This window comes from Pseudomonas sp. P4795, assembly GCF_048822895.1.
In the GTDB taxonomy this organism is placed as follows: Bacteria; Pseudomonadota; Gammaproteobacteria; order Pseudomonadales; family Pseudomonadaceae; genus Aquipseudomonas.
Genome location: NZ_JBMFBT010000004.1, coordinates 135,173 through 162,052, shown reverse-complemented (window position 1 = coordinate 162,052; position 26,880 = coordinate 135,173). Strand labels below are relative to the sequence as shown.

Sequence of the window (26,880 nt, the reverse complement as noted above, 5' to 3'; positions counted from 1 at the left end):
TGGGAGCGGGCTTGCCCGCGATGAGGCCATCAGACTCAACACTTGTGTTGACTGCCAGGGCGTCATCGCGGGCAAGCCCGCTCCCACAGTGGTTTGTGGTGTCTGGGAGTCAGCATTTACCTTCGAGGATCGCCGCGTAGCCTTCGCGGTAGCTTGGGTATTTCGGCGTCCAGCCCAGCGCTTTCGCCCGTGCATTGCTGCAACGCTTACTGCCGGTGCGACGCACGCTTGCGTCTTCCGACCACTCGGTAACACCCAAGTACTCGCGCAACCACCCCACCACCTCGGCCAACGGTGCCGGCGCATCATCGACGCCGATGTAGATATCTTCCAGCGTCACACCTTTGCGATCCGCTTCCAGCAGAAACGCCATCAGCCCGGCCGCGTCATCCGCATGAATGCGATTGCCGTACAGCGGCGGATCGACCGCCACGCGATAACCACGCCGCACCTGAGTCAGCAGCCATTCACGGCCTGGGCCATAGATGCCGGTCAGGCGCACGATGCTCGCGGGGATGCCGCTCTTGAGCGCCACCTGCTCGGCCTCAAGCATCACCTGCCCGGAATACCCGGCAGCGACAGTTGCGGATGCCTCATCGACCCACTCGCCTTCCTGCTGCCCATAAACGCTGCTGCTGGAAACGAACAACAGTCGATCCGGCACTTGCCCGTAATCGTCCAGCCAGCTCAAAACGTTCTGCAGACCCTGCACATACGCCGCGCGATAACCGGCCTCATCGTGCTCGGTGGCTGCCGCGCAATACACCAGATAATCCACCGCACCGACCGGCCAGGTCGCTGGGCAGTCTTCATTGAACAAGTCACCGGCCACACCGATGACGCCATCGGGCAGACGTGAAATATCACGGCGCAGGCCATGAACCTCCCAGCCTTCAGCCAGCAATTGCTTGGCCAGGCGGCTGCCGACATCGCCACAACCGGCAATCAGAACAGAAGGCGCGGACATCAATAAACTCCCATTTCAAAGCGACAGACTAGCCTCGGCACAGGACGAGCGGCTAGCAATCAAGGAAAAAAAGATACTCTATTACTTTTGTTAACAAGAATTACTTGCAATAATGCACGCCACTTTTGTTCTCGGCCTCACGAGGCCTGGAAGAGCATTACCGTTTTTCTATCTCAGGTCCGGCCAGCATGACACGTAATCAAAACACCGCTTCGCCTACCACCCGACCTCGCGCCTGGAGCGCCGTGGCTGCCCTGTTGCTCAGCTTGATGCTGACGCCCGTCGCCGCTTTCGCTGACGCCCAGGCACCTGCCGCTCCGCCAGCTCAGGAGCAAACCGCTCCTGCCGCTGCGCCGGCCGCCACCGATCCCGTGCAAGCCGTCGACGCCAGCGCACCTGAAGTCCTTGAAGCCGACAACTCGCTGGGCATGGCCCACGACCTGTCGCCATGGGGCATGTACCAGAACGCCGACATCATCGTGAAAATCGTGATGATCGGTCTGGCCATCGCCTCGATCATCACCTGGACCATCTGGATTGCCAAAGGCTTCGAGCTGATGGGCGCCAAGCGTCGTCTGCGTGGCGAAATCGCCGCACTGAAGAAAGCCACCACCCTTAAAGAAGCCAGCGCCACGGCGGCGAAGCCAGGCACCCTGGCCAATCTGCTGGTGCACGATGCGCTGGAAGAAATGCACCTGTCGACCAACGCCCGCGAGAAAGAAGGCATCAAGGAACGCGTCAGCTTCCGTCTCGAGCGCCTGGTTGCTGCCTGTGGCCGCAACATGAGCAGCGGCACCGGCGTGCTCGCGACCATCGGTTCGACTGCGCCGTTTGTAGGCTTGTTCGGTACCGTGTGGGGCATCATGAACAGCTTCATCGGCATCGCCAAAACCCAGACCACCAACCTCGCCGTCGTTGCGCCGGGCATTGCTGAAGCACTGCTGGCCACCGCACTGGGGCTGGTTGCCGCGATTCCTGCGGTAGTCATTTACAACGTGTTCGCCCGCTCCATCGCCGGTTACAAGGCGCAGGTGTCCGATGCGTCGGCAGAAGTGCTGCTGCTGGTCAGCCGCGACCTCGACCACCAGCCTGAGCGCAGCAGCTCGCAGCCGCACATGGTCAAAGTGGGGTAATCGGCCATGGGCCTGCATTTGAAAGAAGGCGCAGACGACGATCTGGCCGAGAACCACGAAATCAACGTCACGCCGTTCATCGACGTGATGCTGGTGCTGTTGATCATCTTCATGGTGGCCGCGCCGTTGGCCACTGTGGACATCAAAGTCGACCTGCCCGCCTCGACCGCCAAACCGGCGCCGCGGCCAGAGAAACCGGTGTTCCTCAGCGTGAAAGCTGACCAGCGCCTGTTCCTCGGCGAAGACGAAGTGACCGCCGCATCGCTCGGCGCCACCCTCGACGCGAAAACCAAGGGCAAGAAGGACACGACGATCTTCTTCCAGGCCGATAAAGGCGTGGATTACGGCGACCTGATGAGCGTGATGGATAGTCTGCGCGCCGCCGGTTATCTGAAGGTTGGCCTGGTCGGTCTTGAGAGCGCAGTCAAAAAATGATCACAACGCGCCATAAGCTGACGCGTTACGGCGGTAGCCTGGCCGTGGTGCTGGGCGTGCATGCGCTGGCCATCGCGCTGGCCCTGAACTGGACCGCCCGCCCGCCCATCGAATTGCCGCCGCAGGCAATGATGGTCGAGCTGGCACCGCTTCCGGCCCCGCCACCGCCGGCACCGCCGAAAGTCGTCACGCCACCGCAGCCACCGGCTCCGGTGGAAGAACTGCCGATTCCGAAACTGGCCGAAGCACCGAAAGCCGAAATCGCGGTGCAGAAACCTAAACCCAAGCCAAAGCCTAAACCGCCGAAGCCAGTCGAGAAGAAGCTGCCCGATCCACCGAAGGAAAAACCTTCCGAGGAAAAGCCAGCCGACACTCAACCGACCCAGGCGCCAACGGAGAAGTCCGCGCAGCCGGCACCCGGTCCGTCGCCCGCACAGTTGGCGGCCAAGGCCAGTTGGCAAGGCACCCTGCTCGCGCATTTGCAGAAGTACAAGAAGTACCCGCAAAGCGCACAGGCACGAGGCAAGGAAGGTTTGAACCGACTGCGTTTCGTGGTCGATGCTGAAGGCAACGTATTGTCATTCGAACTGGTGGGCCGCTCCGGCAACGCCGATCTGGACCGGGCCACCCTGGAAATGATCCGCCGCGCACAACCGCTGCCCAAGCCACCGGCCGACATGCTGACCAACGGCTCGATCGAAATTGTTGCGCCGTTTGTGTACTCCCTCGAACGCCGTCGTTAAATAGCAAGATCAAAAGATCGCAGCGTGCCGCAGCTCCTACACGGACCACATTCCCCTGTAGGAGCTGCGGCACGCTGCTCCTACAGGAAACGTATTCCAATGTAGGAGCTGCGGCACGCTGCGATCTTTTGCTTTATCGGGTGACTACATCCTGTTCCAACATCAATTCCTTCTTGCCAGCATCCAGCCGAACCAGCGCGCCCATCGGCAGCGTCAGGTTCGGATTGCAATGTCCGCTGCGCCATCCCGACAACACCGGAATCCGCAATGGCGCAAACGTCTGCTTGAGCAAGCGGTTCAGCGCATCAGTATCAACCCCCGCCACATCCCCCACCAACACACCACGTAACTTGCCTAACACACCAGCCAGCCGTAAATGCGTGAGCATGCGGTCGATGCGATACAGCGGCTCGTTAATATCTTCGATAAACAGAATCACGCCTTCTGCGTCCATTTCGTATGGCGTGCCCATGACCGCGGTGAGCATCGCCAGATTGCCGCCGAGCAAGCGCCCGTGGGCAATGCCCGGCTCCACGGTGGTCAACGGCCAGGCAACCGGATGATTCAACACGCTGCCCGCCGTCAGTTGCCCACGCAGCATGGCGAAGAATGAAGTGACGGTCGGCGGCTCCTTGTCGCCCAACAGGTCGGCATTGAGCAGCGGCCCGTGGAATGTCACGAATCCGGCGTAACGACTGATCGCCACGTGCAGCGCGGTGATGTCGCTGTAACCGATAAAGGGCTTGGCATTGCGGCTCAGGAGATCGAAGTCGATTTGGTCCAGCAAGCGTGGCGTGCCGTATCCGCCGCGCAGGCAGATGATCGCATCGACCTCTGGATCAGCGAACGCTGCGTGCAGGTCATTCAGCCGTACTTCGTCGCTGCCGGCCAGATAGCCGTCCTTCTCGTAAACGCCGGGAAACACCCGTAAGCCATAACCCCGGGCGCGCATCCATTGCACGGCTTTGTCGGTGTCGAGCGCGGCCGGGCCGGCCGGTGCGATCACGCCGATCAGCCCTTCAGACGGCAGAGCCGGTACGGGCCTGTGTGGACAAAGGGTGTGGGTCGGTCGAACGGTCATCCATGGATCTCCCTGTGTGAAGTCGTGCACACACAGTAGTCAGGAAAGCGGGTAAACAAAAGAGGCACCGAGGCCACAGGTTCAGGGATTGCTCCGCAAATGAAAATACCCGCCTGGGCGGGTATTTTTGTGAAGCAATCAACGTCGGATCAAGAACCCATCAGCTCGGCCTTGACCAGCTTCGCCTGCTCGTCGGCGTGGTACGACGAACGTACCAGCGGGCCGGAAGCGACGTTCTTGAAGCCCATCTTGTAACCTTCCTCGGCGAACCAGGCGAAGGTGTCCGGGTGCACGAAGCGCTGGACCGGCAAGTGGCTGCGCGATGGTTGCAGGTACTGGCCGAGAGTGAGCATGTCGATGTCGTGTTCGCGCATGCGCTTCATGACTTCGATGACTTCTTCGTCGGTCTCGCCCAGGCCCAGCATCAGGCCGGATTTGGTCGGAATGTGCGGCATCATCTGCTTGAAGCGTTGCAGCAGGGTCAGCGACCACTGGTAATCCGAACCCGGACGCGCAGCCTTGTACAGGCGCGGCACGGTTTCAAGGTTGTGGTTGAACACATCTGGCGGCTCGGCAGCGGTGATTTCCAGGGCAACGTCCATGCGGCCACGATAATCCGGAACCAACGTCTCCAGCTGCACGTTCGGCGACAGTTTGCGGATTTCGCGGATGCAGTCGGCAAAATGCTGGGCACCGCCGTCACGCAGGTCGTCGCGGTCAACCGAGGTGATCACCACGTACTTGAGCTTGAGGTCGGCGATGGCGATGGCCAGGCTTTGCGGCTCGTTTACGTCGAGTGGCTTCGGACGACCGTGGCCGACGTCGCAGAACGGGCAGCGACGGGTGCAGATGTCGCCCATGATCATGAAGGTCGCGGTGCCACCGGAGAAGCACTCGCCAAGGTTCGGGCAGGACGCTTCTTCGCAGACGCTGTGCAGTTTGTGTTTGCGCAGCAGGCTCTTGATTCGGTCGACTTCCGGCGAAACCGGGATGCGTACGCGAATCCAGTCAGGTTTCTTCGGCAGCTCGGTGGTCGGAATGATCTTTACCGGGATGCGTGCAACCTTCTCGGCGCCGCGCAGCTTGACGCCGGCTTCGACCTTGGGACGCGGGGCCGGGCGCTCGGTCACGTCGAGCGTCGGGATCATGGTTTGCACTGCATCAGTAGTCATATCAGTCGATTCCGCCCGTCAGGGTCGTCTGCTCAGCATAGTCGAGGTGTTTGACGAGCTGCGCGCGCAGTCGGGCACTTACCTCGGCAAATTCAATCGGTCCTGCGTGATCGCTCAGCTGGGTCATCGCCAGCCCGGCGTAGCCGCAGGGATTAATCCGTCGAAACGGTTCCAGATTCATGTCCACGTTCAGGGCCAGGCCATGAAAAGAACAACCGTGGCGAATCCGCAAACCCAGCGAAGCAATTTTCGCCCCATCGACGTAGACACCGGGCGCATCCGGTTTGGCTGCGGCGCTGACGCCGTAGCTGGCCAGCAGCTCGATCAGGCATTGCTCCATGCGACTGACCAGATCACGCACGCCAAACCCGAGTTTGCGCACGTCCAGCAGCAGATACGCCACCAGTTGGCCGGGGCCGTGATAAGTCACCTGCCCACCGCGATCAACCTGCACCACCGGGATATCTCCCGGCAGCAACAGATGTTCGGCCTTGCCGGCCTGGCCCTGGGTGAACACCGGAGGGTGTTCGACCAGCCAGATTTCGTCGGCGGCGTCGCTGCCACGCTCGTTGGTGAAGCGTTGCATAGCATGCCAGACCGGCTCGTAAGCCATCTGGCCGAGCTCGCGAAAGCCCAGCGTGCCAGACATCACAACACCATGTGTACGAAACCGGTAGCCCGCAGCTCGCTGTTGATGTCGTACAGCTGGTCTTGACCGGTGGCGATGATGTGCAGCTGGATGGTGGTGTACTTGCCGTTGGTGCTTTGACGCTCGTCGATGCGCTCATCATTGATGGTCGCGTGCTTTTTGACGATGTCGATAATCTTGTCTTTGTTGCCGACACCCGTGTCGCTGATCACCTTAACCGGGTAGTCAGTGGCAGGGAATTCGATCTTTGGCGCCTTTACTTCGGTATCGGTCATGGCGTAACGGCCTCTTGAGCCGTGCCAACGCGCATGGCCCCGCTTCGGGTGGAAGCGGGGCCATGCAGGTCAACACTCAAATCAGTTGAACAAGCCGTAGAAGAATAGACGGATGCTATCCCACATGCGACGGAAGATACCACCCTCCTCAACGCCATCGAGGGCGATCAGGTCGGCGCTGTGCACGACCTTGTCGTCCAGTTTGACTTCGACTTTACCGATCACGTCGCCCTTGGCGATTGGCGCGGTCAGTTGCGGGTTCATGGTCATGCTCGCAGCGAGCTTCTTCAGCTGGCCTTTTGGCAGGGTCATGGTCAAGTCTTGAGCCAGGCCGGCCTTGACTTGATTGGTGGTGCCTTTCCACACCGGAGCCTGAGCCAGTTCGGTGCCCTTCTGATAGAAGGTCTGGGTTTCGAAGAAGCGGAAACCGTAGGTCAGCAGCTTCTGGGTCTCGGAAGCACGGGCTACTTCGCTGTTGGTGCCGAACACCACGGCGATCAGGCGCATGCCATCACGTACGGCCGAGGACACCATGCAGTAGCCGGCTTCGTCGGTGTGACCGGTTTTCAGACCGTCAACGGTCTTGTCGCGCCACAGCAGCAGGTTGCGGTTAGGCTGCTTGATTCCGTTCCAGAAGAACTCTTTCTGCGAGTAGATCGCGTAGTGAGCCGGGTCTTCGTGGATGATCGCGCGAGCCAGGATTGCCATGTCGTGAGCCGACGAGTAGTGCTCCGGGTTCGGCAGACCGGTCGGGTTCATGAAGTGGCTGTTGGTCATGCCCAGATCGCTGACAGTTTTGTTCATCATGTCGGCGAACGCGTCTTCGCTGCCGGCGATGTGCTCGGACAGTGCCACGCTGGCGTCGTTGCCGGACTGGATGATGATGCCGTGCAACAGATCGCTGACAGTCACCTGCGAGCCGACCTTGATGAACATCCGCGAACCGCCGGTGCGCCAGGCGTTTTCGCTGACGGTCACCGGGTCATTTTCACCGATCTGGCCACGACGGATTTCCAGCGTAGCGATGTACGCGGTCATCAGTTTGGTCAGGCTGGCTGGCGGCAGACGCTGGTCACCGTTGTTCTCGACCAGCACGTTGCCGCTGCTGGCGTCCATGAGTACGTAGGCTTTGGCGGCCAGTTGAGGTGGCGACGGCATCATCTCGACCGCGAAAGCGGCTGGCGAGAGGAGCAGCGGGACTAGCAGACACAGGCGTTTGGCAAAGGTGGTGATGTTCATCCGTCTCTCGAAATCGCTAATGGAAACTGCCCGAAGGCAAAATTTAATCAGATGGCTTTCTAACGGGCCATCGCGTGTTCAGTTGCTCACTCCAGTCACCCTTGCCGGGCTTTTGTTCTTCGACGAGCCAACAACCTGATTCACCCCCCAATCGCTGGTGAATCGTCAATCAGGTCCTACGTATTGCTTACTCGGTGACCACGCTTGGCGAACCAAGATTGGCCGAGCGCACGCTGTTCTGCACCTGGGCAATTTCACCCGGCGAGCCGATCGGCCCCAGACGGACCCGATGCAGGGTCTGCTGATTGCGCACGATCGAGCTGATGAACACCGGAGCGCTCACCATCCCGCTGAGCTTCGACCTCAGGAGTTCTGCAGCGTCCGGGTTGGCGAACGCGCCCACCTGCAGAAACTGGCCAGACGCTGTTGCAGAAGCGTTTTTTTTTGCATCGATCTGCACTGGCACTACGGCCGCGGCGTGTTGCTGCGGCGGTGGCGTCCATTGCTCGACGGTGCCGGCCGAGGCCGTGATAACCGGAGCGCTATTCTGCGCGATTTGCGGCTCATTGAGCATCAGCGGCGCCGGACGGCCCTTGGCCGCCCACCATTGCTGGGGATCGATGCCTTCAACCTTGACCCGCGCGGTACCGGTTTCGGCATAACCGAGTTTTTTCGCGGCAGCGTAGGACAAGTCGATGATCCGGTCGGAATAGAACGGGCCACGGTCGTTGACGCGCAGGATCACCGTGCGGTTGTTGTCGAGGTTGGTCACCCGCACGTAACTTGGCAGTGGCAGAGTCTTGTGCGCGGCGCTCATGCCGTACAGGTCATACACTTCGCCATTGGCGGTGTTCTGACCGTGAAACTTGGTGCCGTACCAGGACGCGGTGCCCGAAGCGACGTAAGTCTTCGATTCCTGCAACGGGAAATAGGTCTTGCCCAGCACGGTATACGGGTTGGCCTTGTAGGCACCGGTGTGCAGAGTCGGGGTGGCATCAGGAATGCGTGAAACATCGACGTCCCACCACGGCGCGCCATCTTTGTGCGCGCGGTTGATATCCAGCTTCGGCTGCGTGCGGACGACGGTGGGCGACGACTTCGGGCTCGGCGAACGGCTGGTGGTGCAACTGGCAACCAGCACTGCCAACGCAGCGAAAGCCACCAGCTTCAGGGGTTTATTGTTAGGCAATGCCTGCATTACTTGACGCCCCGTGCTTGTACCAGCTGTTCAGACAATTGATGTACGGCCATGGCGTACATCACGCTGCGGTTATATCGCGTGATCGCGTAAAAATTCTTCAGGCCCATCCAGTATTCCGGGCCGTTCTCGCCTTCAAGACGAAATGCGGTGACCGGCATCTCGTCGCGCAGCGCATCATGACTCGACCAGCCCAACGCTCGCAACTCCCCGACGGTTTTCGTCGGCTCGATACCGGTGGTCAAACCTTCGTCGACCTGATCGCCACGCACATCGGCGCGACTGACCACCGGTTCGCCAGCGACCCAGCCATGACGCTTGAAGTAGCTGGCCACGCTGCCGATCGCGTCGTCCGGGTTGTTCCAGATATTGATGTGGCCGTCGCCGTCGAAATCCACCGCATAGGCGCGGAAACTGCTCGGCATGAACTGCGGCAGCCCCATCGCCCCGGCGTAAGAGCCTTTGAGGGTCAGCGGATCGACCTGCTCTTCACGCGCCAACAGCAAGAACTCACGCAGTTCCTTGCGGAAAAATTCGGCACGCGGAGGATAGTCGAATCCGAGGGTCGACAAGGCATCGATTACCCGGAAATTGCCGGTATTGCGTCCGAAAAAGGTTTCGACGCCGATGATCGACACGATCACTTGTGCCGGCACGCCATATTCCTGCTCGGCGCGGGCCAAAGTGGCCTCGTGCTGACGCCAGAAGTCCACACCACGGGCGATGCGCGCGTCGGTGATGAACATCGGTCGATATTCTTTCCACTGCTTGACCCGCTCGGCGGGTTTGGAGATGGCATCGAGGATCGACTGCTTGCGCTCGGCTTCGCGGAACACACTCATCAATTGCTCGCCGGCAAAACCGTAGTCGCGGGTCATTTCACCGACGAATTCGGCCACCTGAGGCGAGCCTTCGTAATCGCCGGCCAGCGCTTCCTGCGCGCTGCCAAGGATGCCTACCAGGCCGACCCATGGCGCGTTTCGAGTCGCCCAGCCACGCATTACTTGCATTGAACTCTTCACCTTATTCAAACCTGTGCGATCCACTTGCGATGGGTATGGATCGACATCAAAACCCCAAACGCTGACAGCAATGTCACCAGCGAAGTTCCTCCGTAGCTAATGAACGGCAACGGCACCCCCACCACTGGCAACAGGCCACTGACCATACCGATGTTGACGAAAACGTAAACAAAAAACGTCATGGTTAACGCGCCGGCGAGCAATTTGCCGAACAGCGTCTGCGCCTGAGCGGTGATCACCAGCCCGCGACCGATCAGCAGCAAATAGATCAGCAGCAGTGCGCAGATGCCCACCAGACCGAACTCTTCGCCGAGCACGGCAATGATGAAGTCGGTGTGGCTTTCCGGCAGGAAGTCCAGGTGCGACTGGGTGCCGAGCAGCCAGCCCTTGCCAAACACACCGCCGGAGCCGATCGCGGCTTTCGACTGAATGATGTTCCAGCCGGTGCCCAACGGATCGCTCTCCGGATCGAGAAAGGTCAGGATCCGCTGCTTCTGGTAGTCGTGCATGATGAAAAACCACATCGCCACCGACACCGGAATCGCCGCTGCCAGCACGCTGAGAATCCAGCGCCAGCGCAGCCCGCCCATAAACAGTACGAACGCACCACCGGCGAGAATCAGCAGCGAAGTACCGAGATCCGGCTGACGCACGATCAAGGCGAACGGCACGCCAATCAGCATCAGGCTGATGCCGACGTGCTTGAGTTGCGGTGGCAACGTGCGCTTGGAGAGGTACCAGGCAATGGTCGCCGGCATCAGGATCTTCATGAATTCCGAGGGCTGGAAGCGAATCACCCCGGGAATGTTGATCCAGCGGGTCGCGCCCATGGCGTTGTGGCCCATGATGTCCACCACCAGCAGCAGCAACACTCCGATCACGTAACCCAGCGGCACCCAGCGGGCCATGAAGCGCGGCTCGAACTGGGCAATGATGATCATCGACACCAGACCAATGCCAAATGAAGTGGCTTGCTTGCCGAGCAGGTCCCAGCTCTTGCCACTCGCCGAATACAGCACGAACAGACTGCCGGCCGCGAGAATCAGCAGCAGAATCAACAACGGGCCATCAATGTGCAAACGCTGCAACAGCGTGGCACGGCGGCGCATCACATCCTCACTGGAGAGCATGCGATCAAAATTATTCATCACGGGCCGTAGCCTCCGCACTGATAGGGCTGGCGTATTCGGCCTTCAAACGACCTTGCGGGTCGAGCAACCATGCATCCATGATCTGACGCACCACGGGTGCAGCGACGCCGGAACCGGATTCACCGTTCTCGACCATCACCGACACCACGATTTTCGGATCGTCAGCCGGGGCAAAACCGACGAACAAGGCGTGGTCGCGGTGGCGTTCCTGGACTTTCGAGCGGTCGTACTTCTCACCCTGCTTGATCGCCACGACCTGCGCCGTACCCGACTTGCCGGCAATCCGGTATTGGGCGCCGATGGCTGCTTTACGCGCCGTGCCGCGCGCACCGTGCATCACCTGCTGCATGCCGTGGTTGACCTTGGCCCAATCCGACGGATCGCGCAGGATGATGTCCGGAATCGGATTCTCATCCACCGGCTTCACGCCTTCGAGGGATTTGGCCAGATGTGGCCGGTTCCAAACACCCTTGTTCGCCACCAGCGCTGTGGCCTGGGCCAGTTGCAGCGGGGTGGATTGCATGTAGCCCTGGCCGATCCCGAGGATCAGGGTTTCGCCGGGGAACCACGCCTGACGCCGGGTCGCGCGCTTCCATTCACGCGTCGGCATCAGGCCGGGAGATTCTTCGAACATGTCCAGCGAGACCTTCTGGCCGATGCCGAACTTGCTCATGTAGGCCGACAGCCGATCGATGCCGAGCTTGTGCGCCAGGTCATAGAAGTAGGTGTCGTTGGAACGCATGATCGCCGTGTCGAGGTCGACGAAGCCGTCCCCGGTACGGTTCCAGTTGCGATATTTGTGATCGTAGTTGGGCAGCATGTAATAGCCCGGGTCGAACACCCGGCTCGATGCAGTGACCACGCCCGAATCGAGACCGGCGATGGCCACCGCCGGTTTGATCGTCGAACCCGGCGGGTACAGGCCGCGCAGCACGCGGTTGAACAGCGGCCGGTCGATGGAATCGCGCAACTCGGCATAGGCCTTGAAGCTGATCCCGGTGACAAACAGATTCGGGTCGAAACTCGGCTGGCTGACCATCGCCAACACTTCACCGGTCTTCGGATCGAGCGCCACCACCGCGCCACGGCGTCCACCGAGTGCGGCTTCGGCGGCTTCCTGCAATTTGATGTCGAGACTGAGGACGATGTCCTTGCCCGGCACCGGATCGGTCCGTTTGAGTACCCGTAACACGCGGCCGCGGGCGTTGGTCTCGACTTCCTCGTAACCGACCTGACCGTGCAACTCGGCTTCGTAGAAGCGCTCGATGCCGGTCTTGCCGATGTGGTGGGTGCCGCTGTAGTTGACCGGATCGAGAGTCTTCAGCTCTTTCTCGTTGATCCGCCCCATGTAACCCACCGAGTGCGCAAAGTGCGCGCCCTGCGGGTAGTGACGCACCAACTGCGCAACCACTTCAACGCCGGGCAGCCGGAACTGGTTCACCGCGATCCGCGCGATCTGCTCTTCGGTCAGCTCGAACAGGATCGGCACCGGCTCGAACGGCCGGCGCCCCTGACGCATGCGCTTCTCGAAGATCACCCGATCCTCGGGCGTCATCTCCAGCACTTCGACAATCACGTCGAGCACTTGCTGCCAGTCGCCGGAGCGCTCGCGGGTCATGCTCAGGCTGAAACTCGGGCGGTTATCCGCCACCACCACGCCGTTGCGATCGAAGATCAGGCCACGGGTCGGCGGAATCGGTTGGACATGCACCCGATTGTTTTCCGAGAGCGTCGAGTGGTACTCGTACTGAATCACCTGCAGGAAATACAGGCGCGCGATCAGCACACAGATCAGCGCCACCACCGCAATTGCACCGAACACGACGCGGCCACGCACCAGACGGGCGTCTTTTTCGTGGTCCTTGATGCGGATCGGCTGGGACATGGGGGCAGGCTTACTTGTGGTAAGGGTGACCGGACAACACGGTCCAGGCACGGTACAGCTGTTCGCCGATGAGGATCCGCACCAGCGGGTGCGGCAAGGTCAGCGGCGATAACGACCAGCGCTGATCGGCGCGGGCACAGACTTCCGGCGCCAGCCCTTCCGGGCCACCGACCATGAAATTCACCGTGCGCGAGTCCAGCCGCCAGCGATCCAGTTCGACCGCCAGTTGCTCGGTGCTCCAGGGCTTGCCGTGGACTTCGAGGGTGACAACCCGCTCGTTCGGCCCGACCTTGGCCAGCATGGCTTCGCCTTCCTGGCGGATGAAACGAGCCACGTCGGCGTTCTTGCCGCGGGTATTGAGCGGAATTTCCACCAGTTCCAGCGCCAGCTCGGACGGAAGACGCTTGGCATATTCATGCCAGCCTTCTTCCACCCATTTGGGCATGCGTGAACCGACGGCGATCAGTCGCAGTCGCACAGCAATCCCTTACAGCTGGTCTTTGTTGAGCTTGGTGAAATGCTCGTGGGTGTTTTCCGGGCTGTGGTGTGCAGCGCTGGCCGAACGGCTTTGCTCGGCACCGGCCCACAGGCGTTCCAGGTCATAGAACTGGCGAGCCGAGGCGGTCATCATGTGCACGATGACATCGTCCATATCCAGCAGAACCCAGTCGCTGTCGCCCTTGCCTTCTTCGCCCAGTGGCTTGACGCCCAGAGCTTTGACGGCTTCGCGAACCTTGTCGAGCATCGCGCCGATCTGACGGTTGGACGTACCGGTGGCGATGATCATGTAGTCAGTGATGCTCTGCTTCTCGCGCACATCGATGATCTGGATGTCTTGCGCCTTGACGTCTTCCAGGGCTGCAACGGCAACCTTGACCAGCTCGTCACCCTTCAGCGGCTCGTTGGTGCTGGCCACTTCCGGCAGCGGAGCGCTCTTGAATGTGCCTTTGCGCTTAACTTTCTTTACGTTGTCAGTCATATAAAACTCGTTTTGCTCGTGTATTCGGCGGCTCGTCACACGTAGATCGTGTTACTTGAGCACGCCTTGTTCAGTTCGACGCACGGTACAGACCGTGCGCATCGATGTAGGCCAGGACCGCGTCGGGCACCAGGAAACGTACCGACTTACCGCTGGCCAGCAGTTGACGGATCTGGGTGGCGGAAACCGCGAGCGGTGTCTGCCAGACGAATGCAATCTGTCCGCTCGGCCCTTTCAGGGCCAACGGGTCGCTCACCGAACGCGCTGCCAGCAGGTTGCGCAAGGCATCCGGCGGTTCGCTGTCGGCGTCCGGGCGCTGTAGCACCAGGATGTGGCAATGCTGGAGCAACTCTTCCCAGCGGTGCCAAGTGGGCAGGCCGCAAAATGCGTCCCAGCCCAAAAGCAGAAAAACCTGGGTCTCGGCGGCCATTTCGGCACGCAGCGACTCCAGGGTATCGATGGTCCAGGACGGTTTGTCCCGCTGCAACTCACGGGCGTCCACCACCAGCGGCGGCACACCGGCCACCGCGCACTCGACCATTGCCAGCCGATCCTGCGCCGACACTTGCGGCGTACCGCGATGCGGCGGACGCGCGCTGGGCATCATACGCAGTTCATCGAGCGCCAGCGCTTCGGCGACTTCCAGCGCACCACGCAAATGGCCGATGTGCACCGGGTCGAAGGTTCCGCCCAGTACGCCGATGCGCAGGGGGCGGGACTCGCTGCCGGCGTGCGGCGCTGTCAGGTCGAGGTCGGACAAGTCAGACCGGCGCCTGGCCGCGCAACTGGCCATCACCGACCACGATGTACTTCTCGCAGGTCAGTCCTTCGAGGCCCACCGGGCCACGGGCGTGCAGCTTATCAGTAGAAATGCCGATCTCGGCACCCAATCCGTATTCGAATCCATCGGCGAAGCAGGTCGGGGTGTTGATCATCACCGACGCCGAGTCGACTTGCGCCACAAAACTGCGGGTGTCGGCGAGGTTTTCGCTAACGATCGAGTCAGTGTGATGCGAGCCGTAATGGTTGATGTGTTCAATAGCCTGATCGAGACCGTCGACCACGCGAATCGACAGGATCGGCGCCAGATACTCGGTGTTCCAGTCTTCTTCAGTGGCCGCAACTGCATCGATGATCGCCCGGGTGCGCTCGCAGCCACGCAGTTCGACGCCTTTTTCGCGGAACTGTGCAGCCATCGACGGCAGGAAATCCCTGGCAACAGTTTGATCGACCAGCAAAGTCTCCATCGCGCCGCAGATCCCGTAACGGTAGGTCTTGGCATTGAAGGCGATGCGCTGGGCTTTCGCCAGATCGGCGTGCTGGCTGACGTAGACGTGGCAGATGCCATCGAGGTGTTTGATCACCGGCACGCGGGCATCACGACTGATGCGTTCGATCAGGCCACGGCCACCGCGCGGCACGATCACGTCGACGTATTCCGGCATGGTGATCATCGCACCGACCGCAGCGCGGTCAGTGGTTTCCACCACTTGCACTACAGCGGCGGGCAGTTCGGCTTCGGCCAGACCGCGCTGGATGCACGCAGCAATGGCGCGATTGGAATGAATCGCCTCGGAACCGCCGCGCAGGATGGTCGCATTGCCCGACTTCAGGCACAGGCTCGCGGCGTCGATGGTCACGTTCGGCCGGGATTCGTAAATAATCCCGATCACGCCCAGCGGCACACGCATCTTGCCGACCTGAATCCCCGACGGACGGAAGCTCATGTCACGGATCGCGCCGACCGGATCCGGCAGCGCTGCAACCTGACGCAAACCGACGATCATGCCGTCGATGCGCGCCGGGGTCAGCTCCAGACGCTCCAGCATTGCTGGCTCCAGACCATTTGCGCGACCGGCGGCCAGATCCAGTTCATTGGCTGCCGCCAGCTCCACACGAGCCGCGTCCAGCGCATTGGCAGCAGCCTGCAAGGCGCGGTTTTTCTGCGCGGTGCTGGCACGGCCGATGACCCGGGAGGCTTCACGGGCGGCGCGACCCAATCGGGTCATGTAGTCAAGAACGGACTCAGTCATGGTCTGCTGGGGTCTTGGCAAAGAGGAAAGCGGCAGATTATAGCTGTCGCGTCCCCTGACTAACAGCGGTGACGGGCGGATGGTCGAAATGGACAGCGATTTGCCGACGTTCAGGCGTAATTAAGCTGGCAATTGATATCATCGCGCCCTCCTCTGACCGGAAAATATGCTTTGCCATGTCCAGACTGACCGTTCGCGCCGAAGCTGCGCGCCTGCCCGTGGGGCTTACGGACGAATTTTTCGACCGTGACGCCCAGACGCTTGCGCGCGATCTGCTCGGCAAAGTAATTCGCCATCGCGTCGGCGATCTGTGGCTGAGTGCGCGGATCATCGAAACCGAAGCCTATTACTGCGCGGAAAAAGGCAGCCACGCGTCTCTCGGCTACACAGAAAAGCGTAAGGCTTTGTTTCTGGATGGCGGGCACATCTATATGTATTACGCCCGTGGCGGCGATTCGCTGAACTTCAGCGCGCAGGGTCCAGGCAATGCAGTGCTGATCAAGACGGGCGTATAATACCTGTAAGATCGAATCTTACAGGCGACAGCACATGGCACGTTTAATTTCATACCTTCGAATGTCTACAACCGAGCAGTTAAAAGGCTTTTCGCTTGAACGTCAGCGAAAACTAATCGCTGATTTTGCACTAAGGAATGGGCTTTCGCTCGATGAAAGTCATGCAATTGAAGACATCGGCCATTCTGCATTTTCTGACGACGCCAGCCAAAAGCAGCTTGCTCGGTTCTTCGAAGATTTAGAAGCCGGAAAATTTGCACCGGGTGATGTGTTCGCACTGGAAAACATCGACCGTCTGACCCGTCGCGGCCCCATTGATGCGATTTTAAAGGTCAATACGATTATTTCAAAAGGGTTGAAGCTAGCGATCATTAGCACCAATGAACAAAAAATCATTGAAGACATAAATGACGCTTATACAATTATCACTTTATCAATTGATGCAACACGTTCACACGGTGAAAGTAAAAACAAAAGCGACAAAGGTCTAAAAAACTGGGCTTTTAAAAGAGAGCTTGCCGCCAGTCATGGCGTAGCAATGACTGCACAAGCCCCCGCTTGGCTTGATACAGAAACATCGTATGTAATGGACGAAAGCATAGGTAAACAGATTAAACGCCGTCGCTACGTTCTCAATCACGAAAAAGCTGAAACCGTCCGGCTAATCTTCGAATTATTTCAAAATGGTAATGGTTCGCTGAAAATCAAAAACTTCTTGAATGAGCGAAATATCCCAACCTTTAAAAGTGCGGAATATTGGGAACCTTCAATAATTTCAAAAATACTGAGAAATCCCGCAACTCATGGTTTTTACCAACCAAAAAAACAAGGCACTGGGAAACGCGACCTGATCCCCGCAGGTGAACCCATTCCAGACTATTTTCCCGAGATTGTGAGCGTTGAAACATTTGAACAGTGTCAGCGTATCACCGAAGCAAATACGACCCGTAAAGGTCGCAAGGGTAAGCTATTCACGAACCTTTTCACTGGCCTTTTGAAATGTGCTGACTGTGGTGGCCCGGTTCATTTACTCAATCCGGGTATTGATAAACGTGCAAAGGTTCCCAAGTCGGTCAATTACATTGTGTGTAAAAAAGGGAAATTTACACGCGAATGTATCTTGAAACGTTTGAGATATGACGACTTTGAAGCCACCATGTTGAAAGCTATTCAAGAAATCAACCTTGCGGACGTATTAAACGAAAATAACCCGCTTGAACAACTAATCAAACAAATTCGGGCGATTGAAACTAAAATCGAGAAAAACAAAACCCTTCTTGAAAACTTTCGCAAGTCTTTTTTAGAAGCTGGCAATCTTCCATCATTCATGATTGAAGAAGCCAATAATGCAGAAAACAATAATAAAGCCTTAGATATTGAACGCACTGAGCTACAAGCCCAAATGTCACAATTAAACGTCTATAACGCTAACATTGACAACGCACTTGAAGAACTTAAAAACAATGGCACTTATGAAACCCGTGCAAAAATCAACCTTGTGCTACATGAGATAATTAAAACCATTCAAATTGATTTCGAGCTAGTAGATTATGCCATCATCTTTAAAAATGGCGTGAAGCGGTTTGTCAATGATGGAACTATCCAGAACGTATATAGAACCACAAATCCGATTCAACGCGATGCTGAACTGGCCGAAATTTTGAACCATACCCGAAACCCCTAATGAAGATTTTTATTTTTAAAGTGCTATCGCATGGTTGACACTTTCATTATTGCTATACATTTTAAATTTCAAGCTTTTGTTAAAGTTTCGACTCACTTGAAAACATTATAATGTATGTTACTGTATATATAGGCTACTTATATAGGCAAGCAATGTTCTTGGTTCCCAAATAAGCAACAAAATGGTTCCCATTTTATTCCTTATTCGGTTCCCAAGAACGCTTGATATTTCGCACTTCGTTTGAAATATATAGGAGCGAACAACAAACAAACCACATCAGGAATCATTATGAAAAAAGATAAAAATACAAATATAAACAAAAGAGGTGAGATCACAAATGAAATTCTAGGTAAGAATTTCAATGGCAAGTCAAAAAACAAACTAGATGAAAATGAGTTGAAAGAGTTTAAAAAAATCTACTCACAACTATCCGAATCAAAAAGAGGTGAAAGTTTCCATCTTCGCTTTTCGGGTGATAGTGCAAAGTTTATGAAAGAACTATTTTCAAATAATTTTAAAGGCAACAAGAGCAGCCTCGTTACAAAAATAATTAAAAGACGAGTTACGTCATGCATTGAATATACAGACCCTAAACTAATTGAAGCAGCTAAGATTATCGACGAGGTTTGTGGTGCTGGTAAACTTTTCAACACGCTGAACGGCATTTCATCAGCATTAGATAGATTAGACAGTAATGGGGTTGCAATATTTAATAACGGCAAAGAAGTTGATTTCAATAACATATTAGACGCATTGAACAAAAGAATAACACAAGCAGAACAATTGATGGACAGGGTTAACACCTTACTTGATGGTGTAAATATTCAAGGTAGAATTATCTACAACAAAGAAAAGGACAACAACAATGGTGATATATGATAATCAAAAAACCAGAAGGAGATTTATCGGCCAATCTATCCAATAAGAATGAAATAGTTTTCAATATTGATTATTTCTTGAAAAAAGCTTTTCACAAAAACGAACCAGATACATGCAGCCTGCCTTTTGTGAAAAAATTCAATGATAACCATTCATACAGCAATTTTATTGCTGATTACTTTATGGATGATTTAAACAAAGGGCAAAAATTCGCTGCATTATGCGATATTGTTTCATTTTCACCTGATGACTTCGATGTTGACAATCTAACACTAGAAGATAAACAGAAGGCGTTTACAGTAGTAAAGTCATATGTTAGGCAGGTCTATGGTTCAAGGACATTCGTAGCAGATTATCACATTGATAATGGTAAGCTTCATTATCATATCGTCGTTAAAAACAAAGATAAACTTGGGAATTGCTACACAACAAAAGCTTTCAATGACTTTGACAAGAAAGAAAGAATTGCAGCAAAGCTAGAAAAACAATTTAACCTTGAAGTTGTTGAAAATAGAAAATGTGTATTGGAAGAGCAGCAACGTCTTAATGACTTCCAATATTCTCCTACGGCTCACTTACAACGCTTTAAAAAACACAACCCAGAAGCTTATGCTGATAAAGTTGACCAACTTACAGCGATGAATGATTTCATCAGGACAATCGCTAAAAAATCAAAATCACCACAAGAGCTTTTCCAAATCTTACAGGACAATAATATTGGTGTCCGCATGAATAATGACAATGCGGCAAATCTTGCTTTTTCATTTGTTGATGGCAACGAGAATTCAATAAAAGCATCACAGGTTAATCTTTCAATGAAGTCTTTAAAGACGAAATTCAAAGAGTTTAATGATGAGCAGCTTAAAGACATAGTAAGGCAAGCGGCAGAATTCAAACCTCAAAGAATCACCCACAGCCTAGCATGGATTGGCGAACGAATTGACTTTGAACCAAGAATTAAAACCAAAAAGGATACAGTGCAATGGAGATTAAAGAAATACGAAGCACAAGAGCATTCAAATATTATTCGTTACTATTCGGTATCTAAAAAGGGTTATGAATACGATAAGTTTTCATACGACAAAGAAAAACATTCTGTTTCTGTTTATGAAGTAACTCCATCAACGGTGCGTGATGCCTTAATTGTGCTAATCAATAATTCACCTTGCGAGACAATCAAAACGGAATCCACGAATAAGAATTTTTGTATTGAAAGCATTAAGCAATCAGTGGAATTAGGTTTGTTTGATAAAGAAGGCTTTCAATACCAAATGTCCAACGTAAAGGACTTTTCAGCAGAAGATATTAAACAGTTGAATGATTATCTACGTGAAAAAGGCAATACAGAAATTGAAATCAAGGAAGCTGATGGTGTCTTGCTAGCTATCGCCAAGGTGGAAAAACCAGTCATAGAAGCCGTTCACGAAGCCGTAGAAGCACCAGAAACAGCTATCCCGACCAAAGACACACCAGCAGCACCAACACCGCTAGAAATGGCTGATACTGGGCCACAGATACAAGACACTGACGAACCTACAACGTCAAAGCCAGTTGAACAGGTAGCGTGGCAAAATGGTGATAATGAGTTCGAAAATCAAGAACAAGAAAATCAACATGACGATTTAATTGATTACCTTAATGAAGATTTTAATAATGAACAATTAACATCATCGGAACCACAAACCATTGATACATCTAGCTATGCTGATTTGATTGATGATTTAATATCCGACTATAAAGAAAGCTACTTTGTTTCAGGCATTATTGACAGCGTAATTGAGGCGTTAGATGAAATAATTGAAGGAGAACCGAACGACATACATGCATTGATTTTGGAAAAAATCCAAGCTGATGAAGTTGATGATGAGTTTAAAGCAATTGTAATTGAAAGATTAGAAAGTGCTTTGATAAGCGATATTGAACACGAAGTTAACTCATTGAAAAAAATGCATTTGCCGGGAAATTCAAGTCATAGCATTGATGAGCATAGGGTATTCGACAAACAATATATACCAAGGCTGTTAAACGAGGAGCAAAAAAGTCAATATATGCATAGGCAGAACATATACCAACTTAAAGACAGGCTTGAAGAAATCAATCCAGATGTAGCAAGCGACATGAATTATGCCATTAAACAGCGATTCCAACATCGTTCAGAGTATAAATACACACGTAACAAATAAAGCCCCTAATGGGCTTTATTAGATTTTAGAATGGCAGTTCTTCATCGCAGAGAGATAAATCCTTTATAGTAGTCTTATGCTTTACTACCGGAATACTTGCGTGGTCTTGCAAAGGGCATTTTCTTATTTTGTCAAATTCAACCGTATAGCCAACCAAGCCGTTCCCTTTTTTAATTGTTCCAACGTCTTTTAAAAATCCTATTTTGATAAGTTCGCCGTGGGCCTTTGCAATTCTCTTTAACACATCCTTGCGATTGTATTTTTCAGCATTTAAACGCTTTATAATGTCGGATACTTTGAACTCTACTACCTCATTAAACCTGTTGGTTAAATAGAACATATACAATGCTTTTGCATAATCTCCTTTAATATCTTTGAATTCAGTAAGCTTAAAGTTGAATATTAGGTCCGGGTCATGCTTGTAAAAATTCTCAAAGAATCTGCTGAATGTTATTTTTATCTCTTCTCTGCATGCTTCATTCTCTTCAACATGCGTAAGCAAGTGGCACTTATATGTTTTGGGGCCATACGAAAATTTCAAATAGAAATCCAGCATGTTATCAAGCGAGTTTTTAAGTTTCTCTATATAAACTTTCTTGTTGCTTGGGTGAACTTTGTGGAACTCCATGAACTTATTGATGTTAATAGTAAATGATAAATTTTCAGACTTTATTTTCTTTTGCAGGATATAGAAAAATACGTCGAAATCAAAATCTACTGATAACGGATAAAAACGCATCTCTACATTTTTGAACCCGTAAAGGCTATCAATTTGTAAGTTTATTCTTCTACGCTCACCATTCTTCACAGACTGAAATATGGGAAGATGAAGAATTGACTTCGCAATAGTCATATAACCATTCTGTGCATAAACTATTTTATCTGTTTCTACTGTCTTAAATAGATAATCCATCGCATTCCTTTTATTGTTTGTATAAGGATATTAGAGCATGGATTTAATGTAAGTCAATAGAAGTACCGACACCTCGTATTAAGATGCTTAGGCTGCATTATTTTAACGCCACATATTTAGCACTTTAATGCTACATATAACGAACCCCTTATCTGCATAGAACGCCACACACATCTGCATATAACCAACCCCCTATATGCATATAACGAACCCCCTTACATGCATATAACGGACCCCCTATATACATATAACGGACCCCCTATGGGTTTAAATTTTGGCTTACTCTCAATTCAAAACGGACCTCTTAAATACTCTTAAATACTCTTAAATACTTTTACAATCAAAATCCAAAGCTATGCCCCGTTCGGGGCGGAAAGTCAAAAGCATCTGGGAAAGGCGAACGAAGTTCGTAGATCTGAATAGCGAAGCGAAGCAAATCATAAAACGAAGTTTTCAGTGCTTTACTACCGTGTATATGACACTTTGAAAATTATAACCTCCTTGCCTATCGGGTTGAACTGGGAATAAAGTCAAAAGCATCTGGTAGCTTCGCTTTTAGAAAAGCAACGAAATGTTTTTAAAAATACAGCTCATGCAAATAAGGTTTTTAGAGTGGTTAAGTGTTTTACGCCACCATAATATCAATTGATTGAGATAATGAGTTTTATGTTTGTTTTTGTAAGTTGTGAATTATTTTGAAATCGAGTGGCAGGGTTTGAAAATTTTCATTTTTTGGGGTGGCTACCCCACACGCTTAATGCTGAAATTAAACTGGGAGCGATTTTTGAAATTTTCCGATGACTTTTTTTGAGCAGTTAGTTGCAAAACTCAATTAAGTAAAAGTTAAATAGGGTTGACAGGTAAATCGGAACAAAGTCGGACTATAAATTATATTTTCGTTTTGCTATTGACAGAGTTTTTTGCCGTATTTAAGCCATAAATAGAGGGTTTGATGAAGTTGAAAACTCAATTATTTGATGTAAATTTGTAAAAAAGTTTTGATTTTTTTATGAAAAAAACATTTTAATGTTGCATGCTGAGAATGAAGTTATGGGTCTAAAAAAGACTGCTTTTGATTTAGCACAAATTTAACCTTTAAAAAAAGCTTGTGATTTTAAAGCGAAGCGATCACCAGAATAGGCGAGCCACTGCACGCCACCGCATAGCGGCCATACACCACGTAACCGGGGCTTTCGGTATGATTCCAGTGATGACACGAACCCCAAGAAACCACAGCTTAAAAGCTATCGTCTTGATCCAAACGCTATTGCAGTGGGCTGCCAACGTTCAACTGCCCGCGTTTATTCAAATCATTCACTAGCCAGATCCCCGCTTTTGTCATCAAGGCATAGGTTGCCGCCGTAAACCCGGCTTGAAAATTATCGCTGGCTTTTGTGATTTTTCCATCACCGTGGATTTGAAAATCCTTTACATTGCCCTCAAATCCATGTGGTGTTCCAACGTCAACCGTGAATGAATCAACCAATTCGAAATACTTATTCATATCCACATCCTTGATTTCATAATCAAGATTATGGGCGAATTCGTTTCTTATTTTGTTCAGGTGTTTAAGCGGTCTTGCCAGCTCAGCGGGCAGTCCAGATGCGACAGCGGTGGTAAGCCTTTCGTTAAAATGTCGGAGGATTTCAGCTCCCTTGCCTTTTCCACTGGTGAAAAACTCAATATTTTCGGGTGCAATCCGTTCCTTTAAATAGACGCTTAGAAATCGCTCGCAGATCAGTTGAAGTCGCAGAACACAATCTCCATCGTCTTTTTTATCCAAAACACTTGCGTATAATTCTGGATCAATGAACTTTGTAAAGTCGTGATTTAGCTGAACGTAAGCCATACTTTTCTTCCTATGATTAGAGCCCACCCACACGTAATCAGTTGCATAGATGGGCCGTGTCTTTTTACTTGATTTCCAAATTTAGCTTTTCGCCCAGCAGTTCGTAGAATTCTTCACGCTTGCGGGGATTTTTCAATTCAGAGCAGCACGCCTCCAAGGCCACCAGTGCTTGCTCTTCGGTGATTTTTAACCTGTTGACCAGCGGTTTTAGCTTAGTGTCGTATATATATTGAAGCTCATTGTAATCACCACATTGACCGCATGACACAAGGGCGGGGTCTTGCTTGCCACCACCCTTTGTATCTTCGTAATCGTATTGGTCATTAATGTCTTTGATAGACGTCGGGTTCGCCTTTAGTAATTTGGCAAGAATTTCGCTAACTCTGCTAGACATGCTGGTCGTATCCCTTGACTGAGTGATCAAGTCTACGTGGTGGCATAGTGCCCGATTTTCAAGTCCTAAGTGCGTTTCTTGCCGCGATTACTCCCGGTATGATCCCAGCCATGAAACGAAACCCGAAAAATCACAGGTTAAACGCTACCGTCTTGATCAAATCTGCGTATCCGTGGGTCGATGAAATCAGCGGCCCGGCGAGTCTGGCGCAGATGCTGCTGAACAACCCCGATGCCCAAGGCCGGCCACGTCCGCCGCAAAAACTCTGCGCCGGCCAGACGCTGCTGTGCAAGGCGCTCGGTCTGAAAGTGCCGATGTGGGATGCCAAGCGTTTCGATCATGAGTTGCTGCTGGTGGAAGACGCGGGGCCGAGGCCCGTACAGATTATTCAAACCACGCGCCTGGGGATTCCCCTTGGCCGTGATGAACACCTGATGTACCGCTTCGTCGACGCCGCGTATGCGCAATGGTGCACGCGGAACCCGCTGCGCCGGGGTCAGGTCGAAGGTCGCGATTATTTTTTGCTGTGAATGAAAGCCCCTGCCGGGGACATTAATGGAATGGAGTGGTTTGTATGGGCCCATGGCTCGATAGCGTAACCGGCTGGTTGGCCGCTAACCCGCAATGGCTGGCCGCCGCGGTGTTTGTTGTGGCTTTGGTTGAATGCCTGGCGATTGCCGGGTTGATCGTGCCCGGCACAGTGTTGCTGTTCGCCGTCGCGGTCCTCGCGGGCAGTGGCGCCTTGTCGTTGAGTGAAACGCTGGTACTGGGGTTTCTCGGCGGGATCCTCGGCGATCTGATCTCGTACTTCGTTGGAAGACACTTCCACCAGAACATCCGGCGTTTGCCGGGGCTGCGCCATCACCCGGAATGGATGGCCGGCGCCGAGTCGTATTTCCAGCGCTACGGTATCGCCAGTCTGCTGGTCGGACGCTTCATCGGGCCGCTGCGACCGATGCTGCCAATGGTCGCCGGAATGTGCGACATGCCGTTCCCGCGTTTCGCCGCCGTCAGCCTGTTGGCTGCCGCTGGCTGGAGTCTGGCGTACCTGCTGCCGGGCTGGGCCACCGGCGCGGCGTTCCGTCTGCCGCTGCCGGAAGGTTTCTGGCTGGAAGCCGGGATTGTCGCCGGCAGCATTGCGGCAATGGTTGGCTTGAGCGTCAATAGCAGCCTGCGTCGCCATCGCCGCGCGACGGTGTGGATCAGCAGCATGAGCCTGTTGATCCTGATCGGCCTGTTCATCGGCTATCCGCATCTGAATGCGCTCGATCAGGGCGTCATGACTCTGGTGCAGGAACACCGCAGCTCATGGCTGGACGAAGTGGCCGTCACCCTCACCCTGATCGGTGAATTCCGCAACATGCTGCTGTTCAGCGCCTTGTTCACTGTGCTGCTGCTGGTGTGCCGCCAGTGGCGCCAGGCGATTTTCGTCGGCGGTACCTTGCTGGTCACCGCGCTGGCCAACACGGGCACCAAGGTGTTTTTCGCCCGTGTACGCCCGGAAGTGCTGACCGATCCGCTGACCAGCTACAGCATGCCCAGCGGTCACGCGTCCGGCGCGTTCGCGCTGTTTCTGACCCTCGCCGTACTGGCCGGGCGCGGACAACCGCCGCGCATGCGCCTGACCTGGCTGCTGATCGCCTGCATGCCAGCGCTGGCGATCGCCCTGTCGCGGGTGTACCTGGGCGCGCACTGGCCGACCGATGTACTGGCCGGCACGATGCTCGCCGCTTGCGTGTGCGCCGCCGGCCTGTGGCTCAGCCAGCGACAGACGCCGCTCGGCGCCATGCCACAGAGAGTCTGGTGGCTGGTGCTGCCGGCGATGGTCGCTTTGTTCGGCTTCTTTGTGTTGCGGCATTTGCCACATACGTTGCTGCGCTACGCCTACTAGGCCGCGGAGGTCAGCGCTGGCGGGATGGTTTTCAAGATGAACGACACAGGCTCGGGATTGTAGGCATTGTGCTTGGTGTCGTTCGGATTCCTGTCGAGAAAATACTTCAGGCCTTCCCTGGTTTCATGTTGGAACAGGCGGATTTTCTTCTCGACACTGACCAATCCCACTGAAGCGGGATTGGACGGAAAGTCGTCCAGCGTTTTGAGTTTTCCGGCATAGGTTTGCAGTTCGAAGTAACTGCTGGAGTTTTTTTCCACCAGAAGATGTCGGGTGTTTTGATCAAGCCGCACAGTCCAATTGAAGTAGCGACCGGCGGTTTTGACCTTGAGTGTGTAACGCCCCTGACTTTCCGGAGAAAACTCAATCAATAGCGGTTCAACATCGTCGTGATCCGCAAGTGTCACAATTCGCGAGCTGATTTCATCATTCAGCGAAATCTCGGCACTTAGTCGTTGCCCTGTGGTGATCCGCGAGTGCTTTAAACGCTGTTCCATGACCTGGTAATTGAGTACCAGCGGAAGTCCACCCACAAACAAATGCCCTGTGAACGTAATGTTTTTATCATCAGACATATAAGAACTCTCTTGTTTATCAAACAACCAGATCA

At 53.7% G+C, this 26,880-nt stretch carries 25 protein-coding genes and 2 pseudogenes; 9 read left to right on the top strand and 18 right to left on the bottom strand.

Going from position 1 to position 26,880, the window contains the following annotated elements; genetic code table 11:
• Positions 1-109: 109 nt before the first annotated feature.
• A complete protein-coding gene (locus ACOI8A_RS12815; protein ID WP_420649262.1) occupies positions 110-967 on the bottom strand; it encodes an SDR family oxidoreductase in 858 nt (285 codons plus the stop codon).
• 188 nt (positions 968-1,155) lie between these two features.
• Here ACOI8A_RS12815 and exbB point away from each other — a divergent pair, with 188 nt between their 5' ends.
• Genes exbB through ACOI8A_RS12800 form a run of 3 tightly spaced genes read left to right on the top strand, consistent with a single transcriptional unit; the run spans position 1,156 to position 3,278 of the window.
• The gene (gene exbB / locus ACOI8A_RS12810; protein ID WP_420649263.1) at positions 1,156-2,100 is read left to right on the top strand and encodes a tonB-system energizer ExbB; all 945 of its coding nucleotides are present in this window, start codon (positions 1,156-1,158) and stop codon (positions 2,098-2,100) included.
• Between the two features lie 6 nt (positions 2,101-2,106).
• The gene (gene exbD / locus ACOI8A_RS12805; protein ID WP_420649264.1) at positions 2,107-2,535 is read left to right on the top strand and encodes a TonB system transport protein ExbD; all 429 of its coding nucleotides are present in this window, start codon (positions 2,107-2,109) and stop codon (positions 2,533-2,535) included.
• A complete protein-coding gene (locus ACOI8A_RS12800; protein ID WP_420649265.1) occupies positions 2,532-3,278 on the top strand; it encodes a TonB family protein in 747 nt (248 codons plus the stop codon). Before exbD ends, ACOI8A_RS12800 begins: the two co-directional genes overlap by 4 nt.
• A gap of 133 nt (positions 3,279-3,411) precedes the next feature.
• On the opposite strand, the gene ACOI8A_RS12795 is transcribed toward ACOI8A_RS12800, so the two are convergent.
• The 13 genes from ACOI8A_RS12795 to ACOI8A_RS12735 all read right to left on the bottom strand — a co-directional run bounded on the left by ACOI8A_RS12795 (position 3,412) and on the right by ACOI8A_RS12735 (position 15,962).
• Positions 3,412-4,359, bottom strand: a complete 948-nt coding sequence (locus ACOI8A_RS12795) for a S66 peptidase family protein (RefSeq protein WP_420648528.1) — start codon at positions 4,357-4,359, stop codon at positions 3,412-3,414.
• A gap of 149 nt (positions 4,360-4,508) precedes the next feature.
• On the bottom strand, positions 4,509-5,507 hold the full coding sequence (gene lipA / locus ACOI8A_RS12790; RefSeq protein WP_162184605.1) for a lipoyl synthase: 999 nt from the start codon (positions 5,505-5,507) through the stop codon (positions 4,509-4,511).
• 25 nt (positions 5,508-5,532) lie between these two features.
• Complete coding sequence (lipB, locus tag ACOI8A_RS12785) at positions 5,533-6,180, bottom strand: lipoyl(octanoyl) transferase LipB (RefSeq protein WP_420648529.1); 648 nt, start codon at positions 6,178-6,180, stop codon at positions 5,533-5,535.
• Positions 6,180-6,455, bottom strand: coding sequence for a DUF493 domain-containing protein (locus ACOI8A_RS12780; RefSeq protein ID WP_401269017.1), 276 nt, complete (start codon positions 6,453-6,455; stop codon positions 6,180-6,182). Before ACOI8A_RS12780 ends, lipB begins: the two co-directional genes overlap by 1 nt.
• Before the next feature lie 81 nt (positions 6,456-6,536).
• Positions 6,537-7,694: a D-alanyl-D-alanine carboxypeptidase family protein gene (locus ACOI8A_RS12775; protein ID WP_420648530.1), complete on the bottom strand. Its 1,158-nt coding sequence runs from the start codon at positions 7,692-7,694 to the stop codon at positions 6,537-6,539.
• A 187-nt stretch (positions 7,695-7,881) separates the two neighbouring features.
• On the bottom strand, positions 7,882-8,892 hold the full coding sequence (locus ACOI8A_RS12770) for a septal ring lytic transglycosylase RlpA family protein (RefSeq protein WP_420648531.1): 1,011 nt from the start codon (positions 8,890-8,892) through the stop codon (positions 7,882-7,884).
• The gene (gene mltB / locus ACOI8A_RS12765) at positions 8,892-9,902 is read right to left on the bottom strand and encodes a lytic murein transglycosylase B (protein WP_420648532.1); all 1,011 of its coding nucleotides are present in this window, start codon (positions 9,900-9,902) and stop codon (positions 8,892-8,894) included. Before mltB ends, ACOI8A_RS12770 begins: the two co-directional genes overlap by 1 nt.
• Positions 9,903-9,919: 17 nt before the next feature.
• On the bottom strand, positions 9,920-11,023 hold the full coding sequence (gene rodA, locus ACOI8A_RS12760) for a rod shape-determining protein RodA (RefSeq protein WP_420648623.1): 1,104 nt from the start codon (positions 11,021-11,023) through the stop codon (positions 9,920-9,922).
• Positions 11,024-11,054: 31 nt separating this feature from the next.
• The gene (gene mrdA / locus ACOI8A_RS12755; RefSeq protein ID WP_420648533.1) at positions 11,055-12,950 is read right to left on the bottom strand and encodes a penicillin-binding protein 2; all 1,896 of its coding nucleotides are present in this window, start codon (positions 12,948-12,950) and stop codon (positions 11,055-11,057) included.
• Positions 12,951-12,960: 10 nt separating this feature from the next.
• The gene (gene rlmH / locus ACOI8A_RS12750) at positions 12,961-13,428 is read right to left on the bottom strand and encodes a 23S rRNA (pseudouridine(1915)-N(3))-methyltransferase RlmH (RefSeq protein ID WP_007937439.1); all 468 of its coding nucleotides are present in this window, start codon (positions 13,426-13,428) and stop codon (positions 12,961-12,963) included.
• 9 nt (positions 13,429-13,437) lie between these two features.
• Positions 13,438-13,929 (bottom strand): ribosome silencing factor, encoded by a 492-nt coding sequence (gene rsfS / locus ACOI8A_RS12745; protein WP_420648534.1) that lies wholly within the window; start codon positions 13,927-13,929, stop codon positions 13,438-13,440.
• Positions 13,930-13,999: 70 nt separating this feature from the next.
• Complete coding sequence (nadD, locus tag ACOI8A_RS12740; protein WP_420648535.1) at positions 14,000-14,722, bottom strand: nicotinate-nucleotide adenylyltransferase; 723 nt, start codon at positions 14,720-14,722, stop codon at positions 14,000-14,002.
• Complete coding sequence (locus tag ACOI8A_RS12735) at positions 14,691-15,962, bottom strand: glutamate-5-semialdehyde dehydrogenase (protein ID WP_420648536.1); 1,272 nt, start codon at positions 15,960-15,962, stop codon at positions 14,691-14,693. Before ACOI8A_RS12735 ends, nadD begins: the two co-directional genes overlap by 32 nt.
• Before the next feature lie 176 nt (positions 15,963-16,138).
• On the opposite strand from ACOI8A_RS12735, the pseudogene ACOI8A_RS12730 reads away from it, so the two are divergent.
• From ACOI8A_RS12730 to ACOI8A_RS12715, 4 genes and pseudogenes are all read left to right on the top strand, one after another.
• Positions 16,139-16,471, top strand: a pseudogene (locus ACOI8A_RS12730) (DNA-3-methyladenine glycosylase); the annotation flags it as partial.
• Between the two features lie 40 nt (positions 16,472-16,511).
• Positions 16,512-18,161, top strand: coding sequence for a recombinase family protein (locus ACOI8A_RS12725; RefSeq protein WP_420651373.1), 1,650 nt, complete (start codon positions 16,512-16,514; stop codon positions 18,159-18,161).
• Positions 18,162-18,449: 288 nt separating this feature from the next.
• The gene (locus tag ACOI8A_RS12720; RefSeq protein ID WP_420651372.1) at positions 18,450-19,040 is read left to right on the top strand and encodes a hypothetical protein; all 591 of its coding nucleotides are present in this window, start codon (positions 18,450-18,452) and stop codon (positions 19,038-19,040) included.
• On the top strand, positions 19,037-21,223 hold the full coding sequence (locus ACOI8A_RS12715; protein WP_420651371.1) for a relaxase/mobilization nuclease domain-containing protein: 2,187 nt from the start codon (positions 19,037-19,039) through the stop codon (positions 21,221-21,223). Before ACOI8A_RS12720 ends, ACOI8A_RS12715 begins: the two co-directional genes overlap by 4 nt.
• A gap of 25 nt (positions 21,224-21,248) precedes the next feature.
• On the opposite strand, the gene ACOI8A_RS12710 is transcribed toward ACOI8A_RS12715, so the two are convergent.
• The 3 genes from ACOI8A_RS12710 to ACOI8A_RS12700 form a co-directional block, all read right to left on the bottom strand.
• Complete coding sequence (locus tag ACOI8A_RS12710; RefSeq protein WP_420651370.1) at positions 21,249-22,136, bottom strand: RepB family plasmid replication initiator protein; 888 nt, start codon at positions 22,134-22,136, stop codon at positions 21,249-21,251.
• A 1,264-nt stretch (positions 22,137-23,400) separates the two neighbouring features.
• Positions 23,401-23,985 (bottom strand): hypothetical protein, encoded by a 585-nt coding sequence (locus ACOI8A_RS12705; protein ID WP_420651369.1) that lies wholly within the window; start codon positions 23,983-23,985, stop codon positions 23,401-23,403.
• 64 nt (positions 23,986-24,049) lie between these two features.
• A complete protein-coding gene (locus tag ACOI8A_RS12700; RefSeq protein WP_420651368.1) occupies positions 24,050-24,379 on the bottom strand; it encodes a hypothetical protein in 330 nt (109 codons plus the stop codon).
• Positions 24,380-24,528: 149 nt separating this feature from the next.
• On the opposite strand from ACOI8A_RS12700, the pseudogene ACOI8A_RS12695 reads away from it, so the two are divergent.
• Both ACOI8A_RS12695 and ACOI8A_RS12690 read left to right on the top strand, forming a co-directional pair.
• Positions 24,529-24,909: pseudogene (locus ACOI8A_RS12695) on the top strand (DNA-3-methyladenine glycosylase); the annotation flags it as partial.
• A 44-nt stretch (positions 24,910-24,953) separates the two neighbouring features.
• Positions 24,954-26,270 (top strand): bifunctional DedA family/phosphatase PAP2 family protein, encoded by a 1,317-nt coding sequence (locus tag ACOI8A_RS12690; RefSeq protein ID WP_420657759.1) that lies wholly within the window; start codon positions 24,954-24,956, stop codon positions 26,268-26,270.
• Here ACOI8A_RS12690 and ACOI8A_RS12685 read toward each other — a convergent pair.
• Complete coding sequence (locus ACOI8A_RS12685; RefSeq protein WP_420648539.1) at positions 26,267-26,845, bottom strand: hypothetical protein; 579 nt, start codon at positions 26,843-26,845, stop codon at positions 26,267-26,269. The genes ACOI8A_RS12690 and ACOI8A_RS12685 overlap by 4 nt on opposite strands.
• Positions 26,846-26,880: the final 35 nt, after the last annotated feature.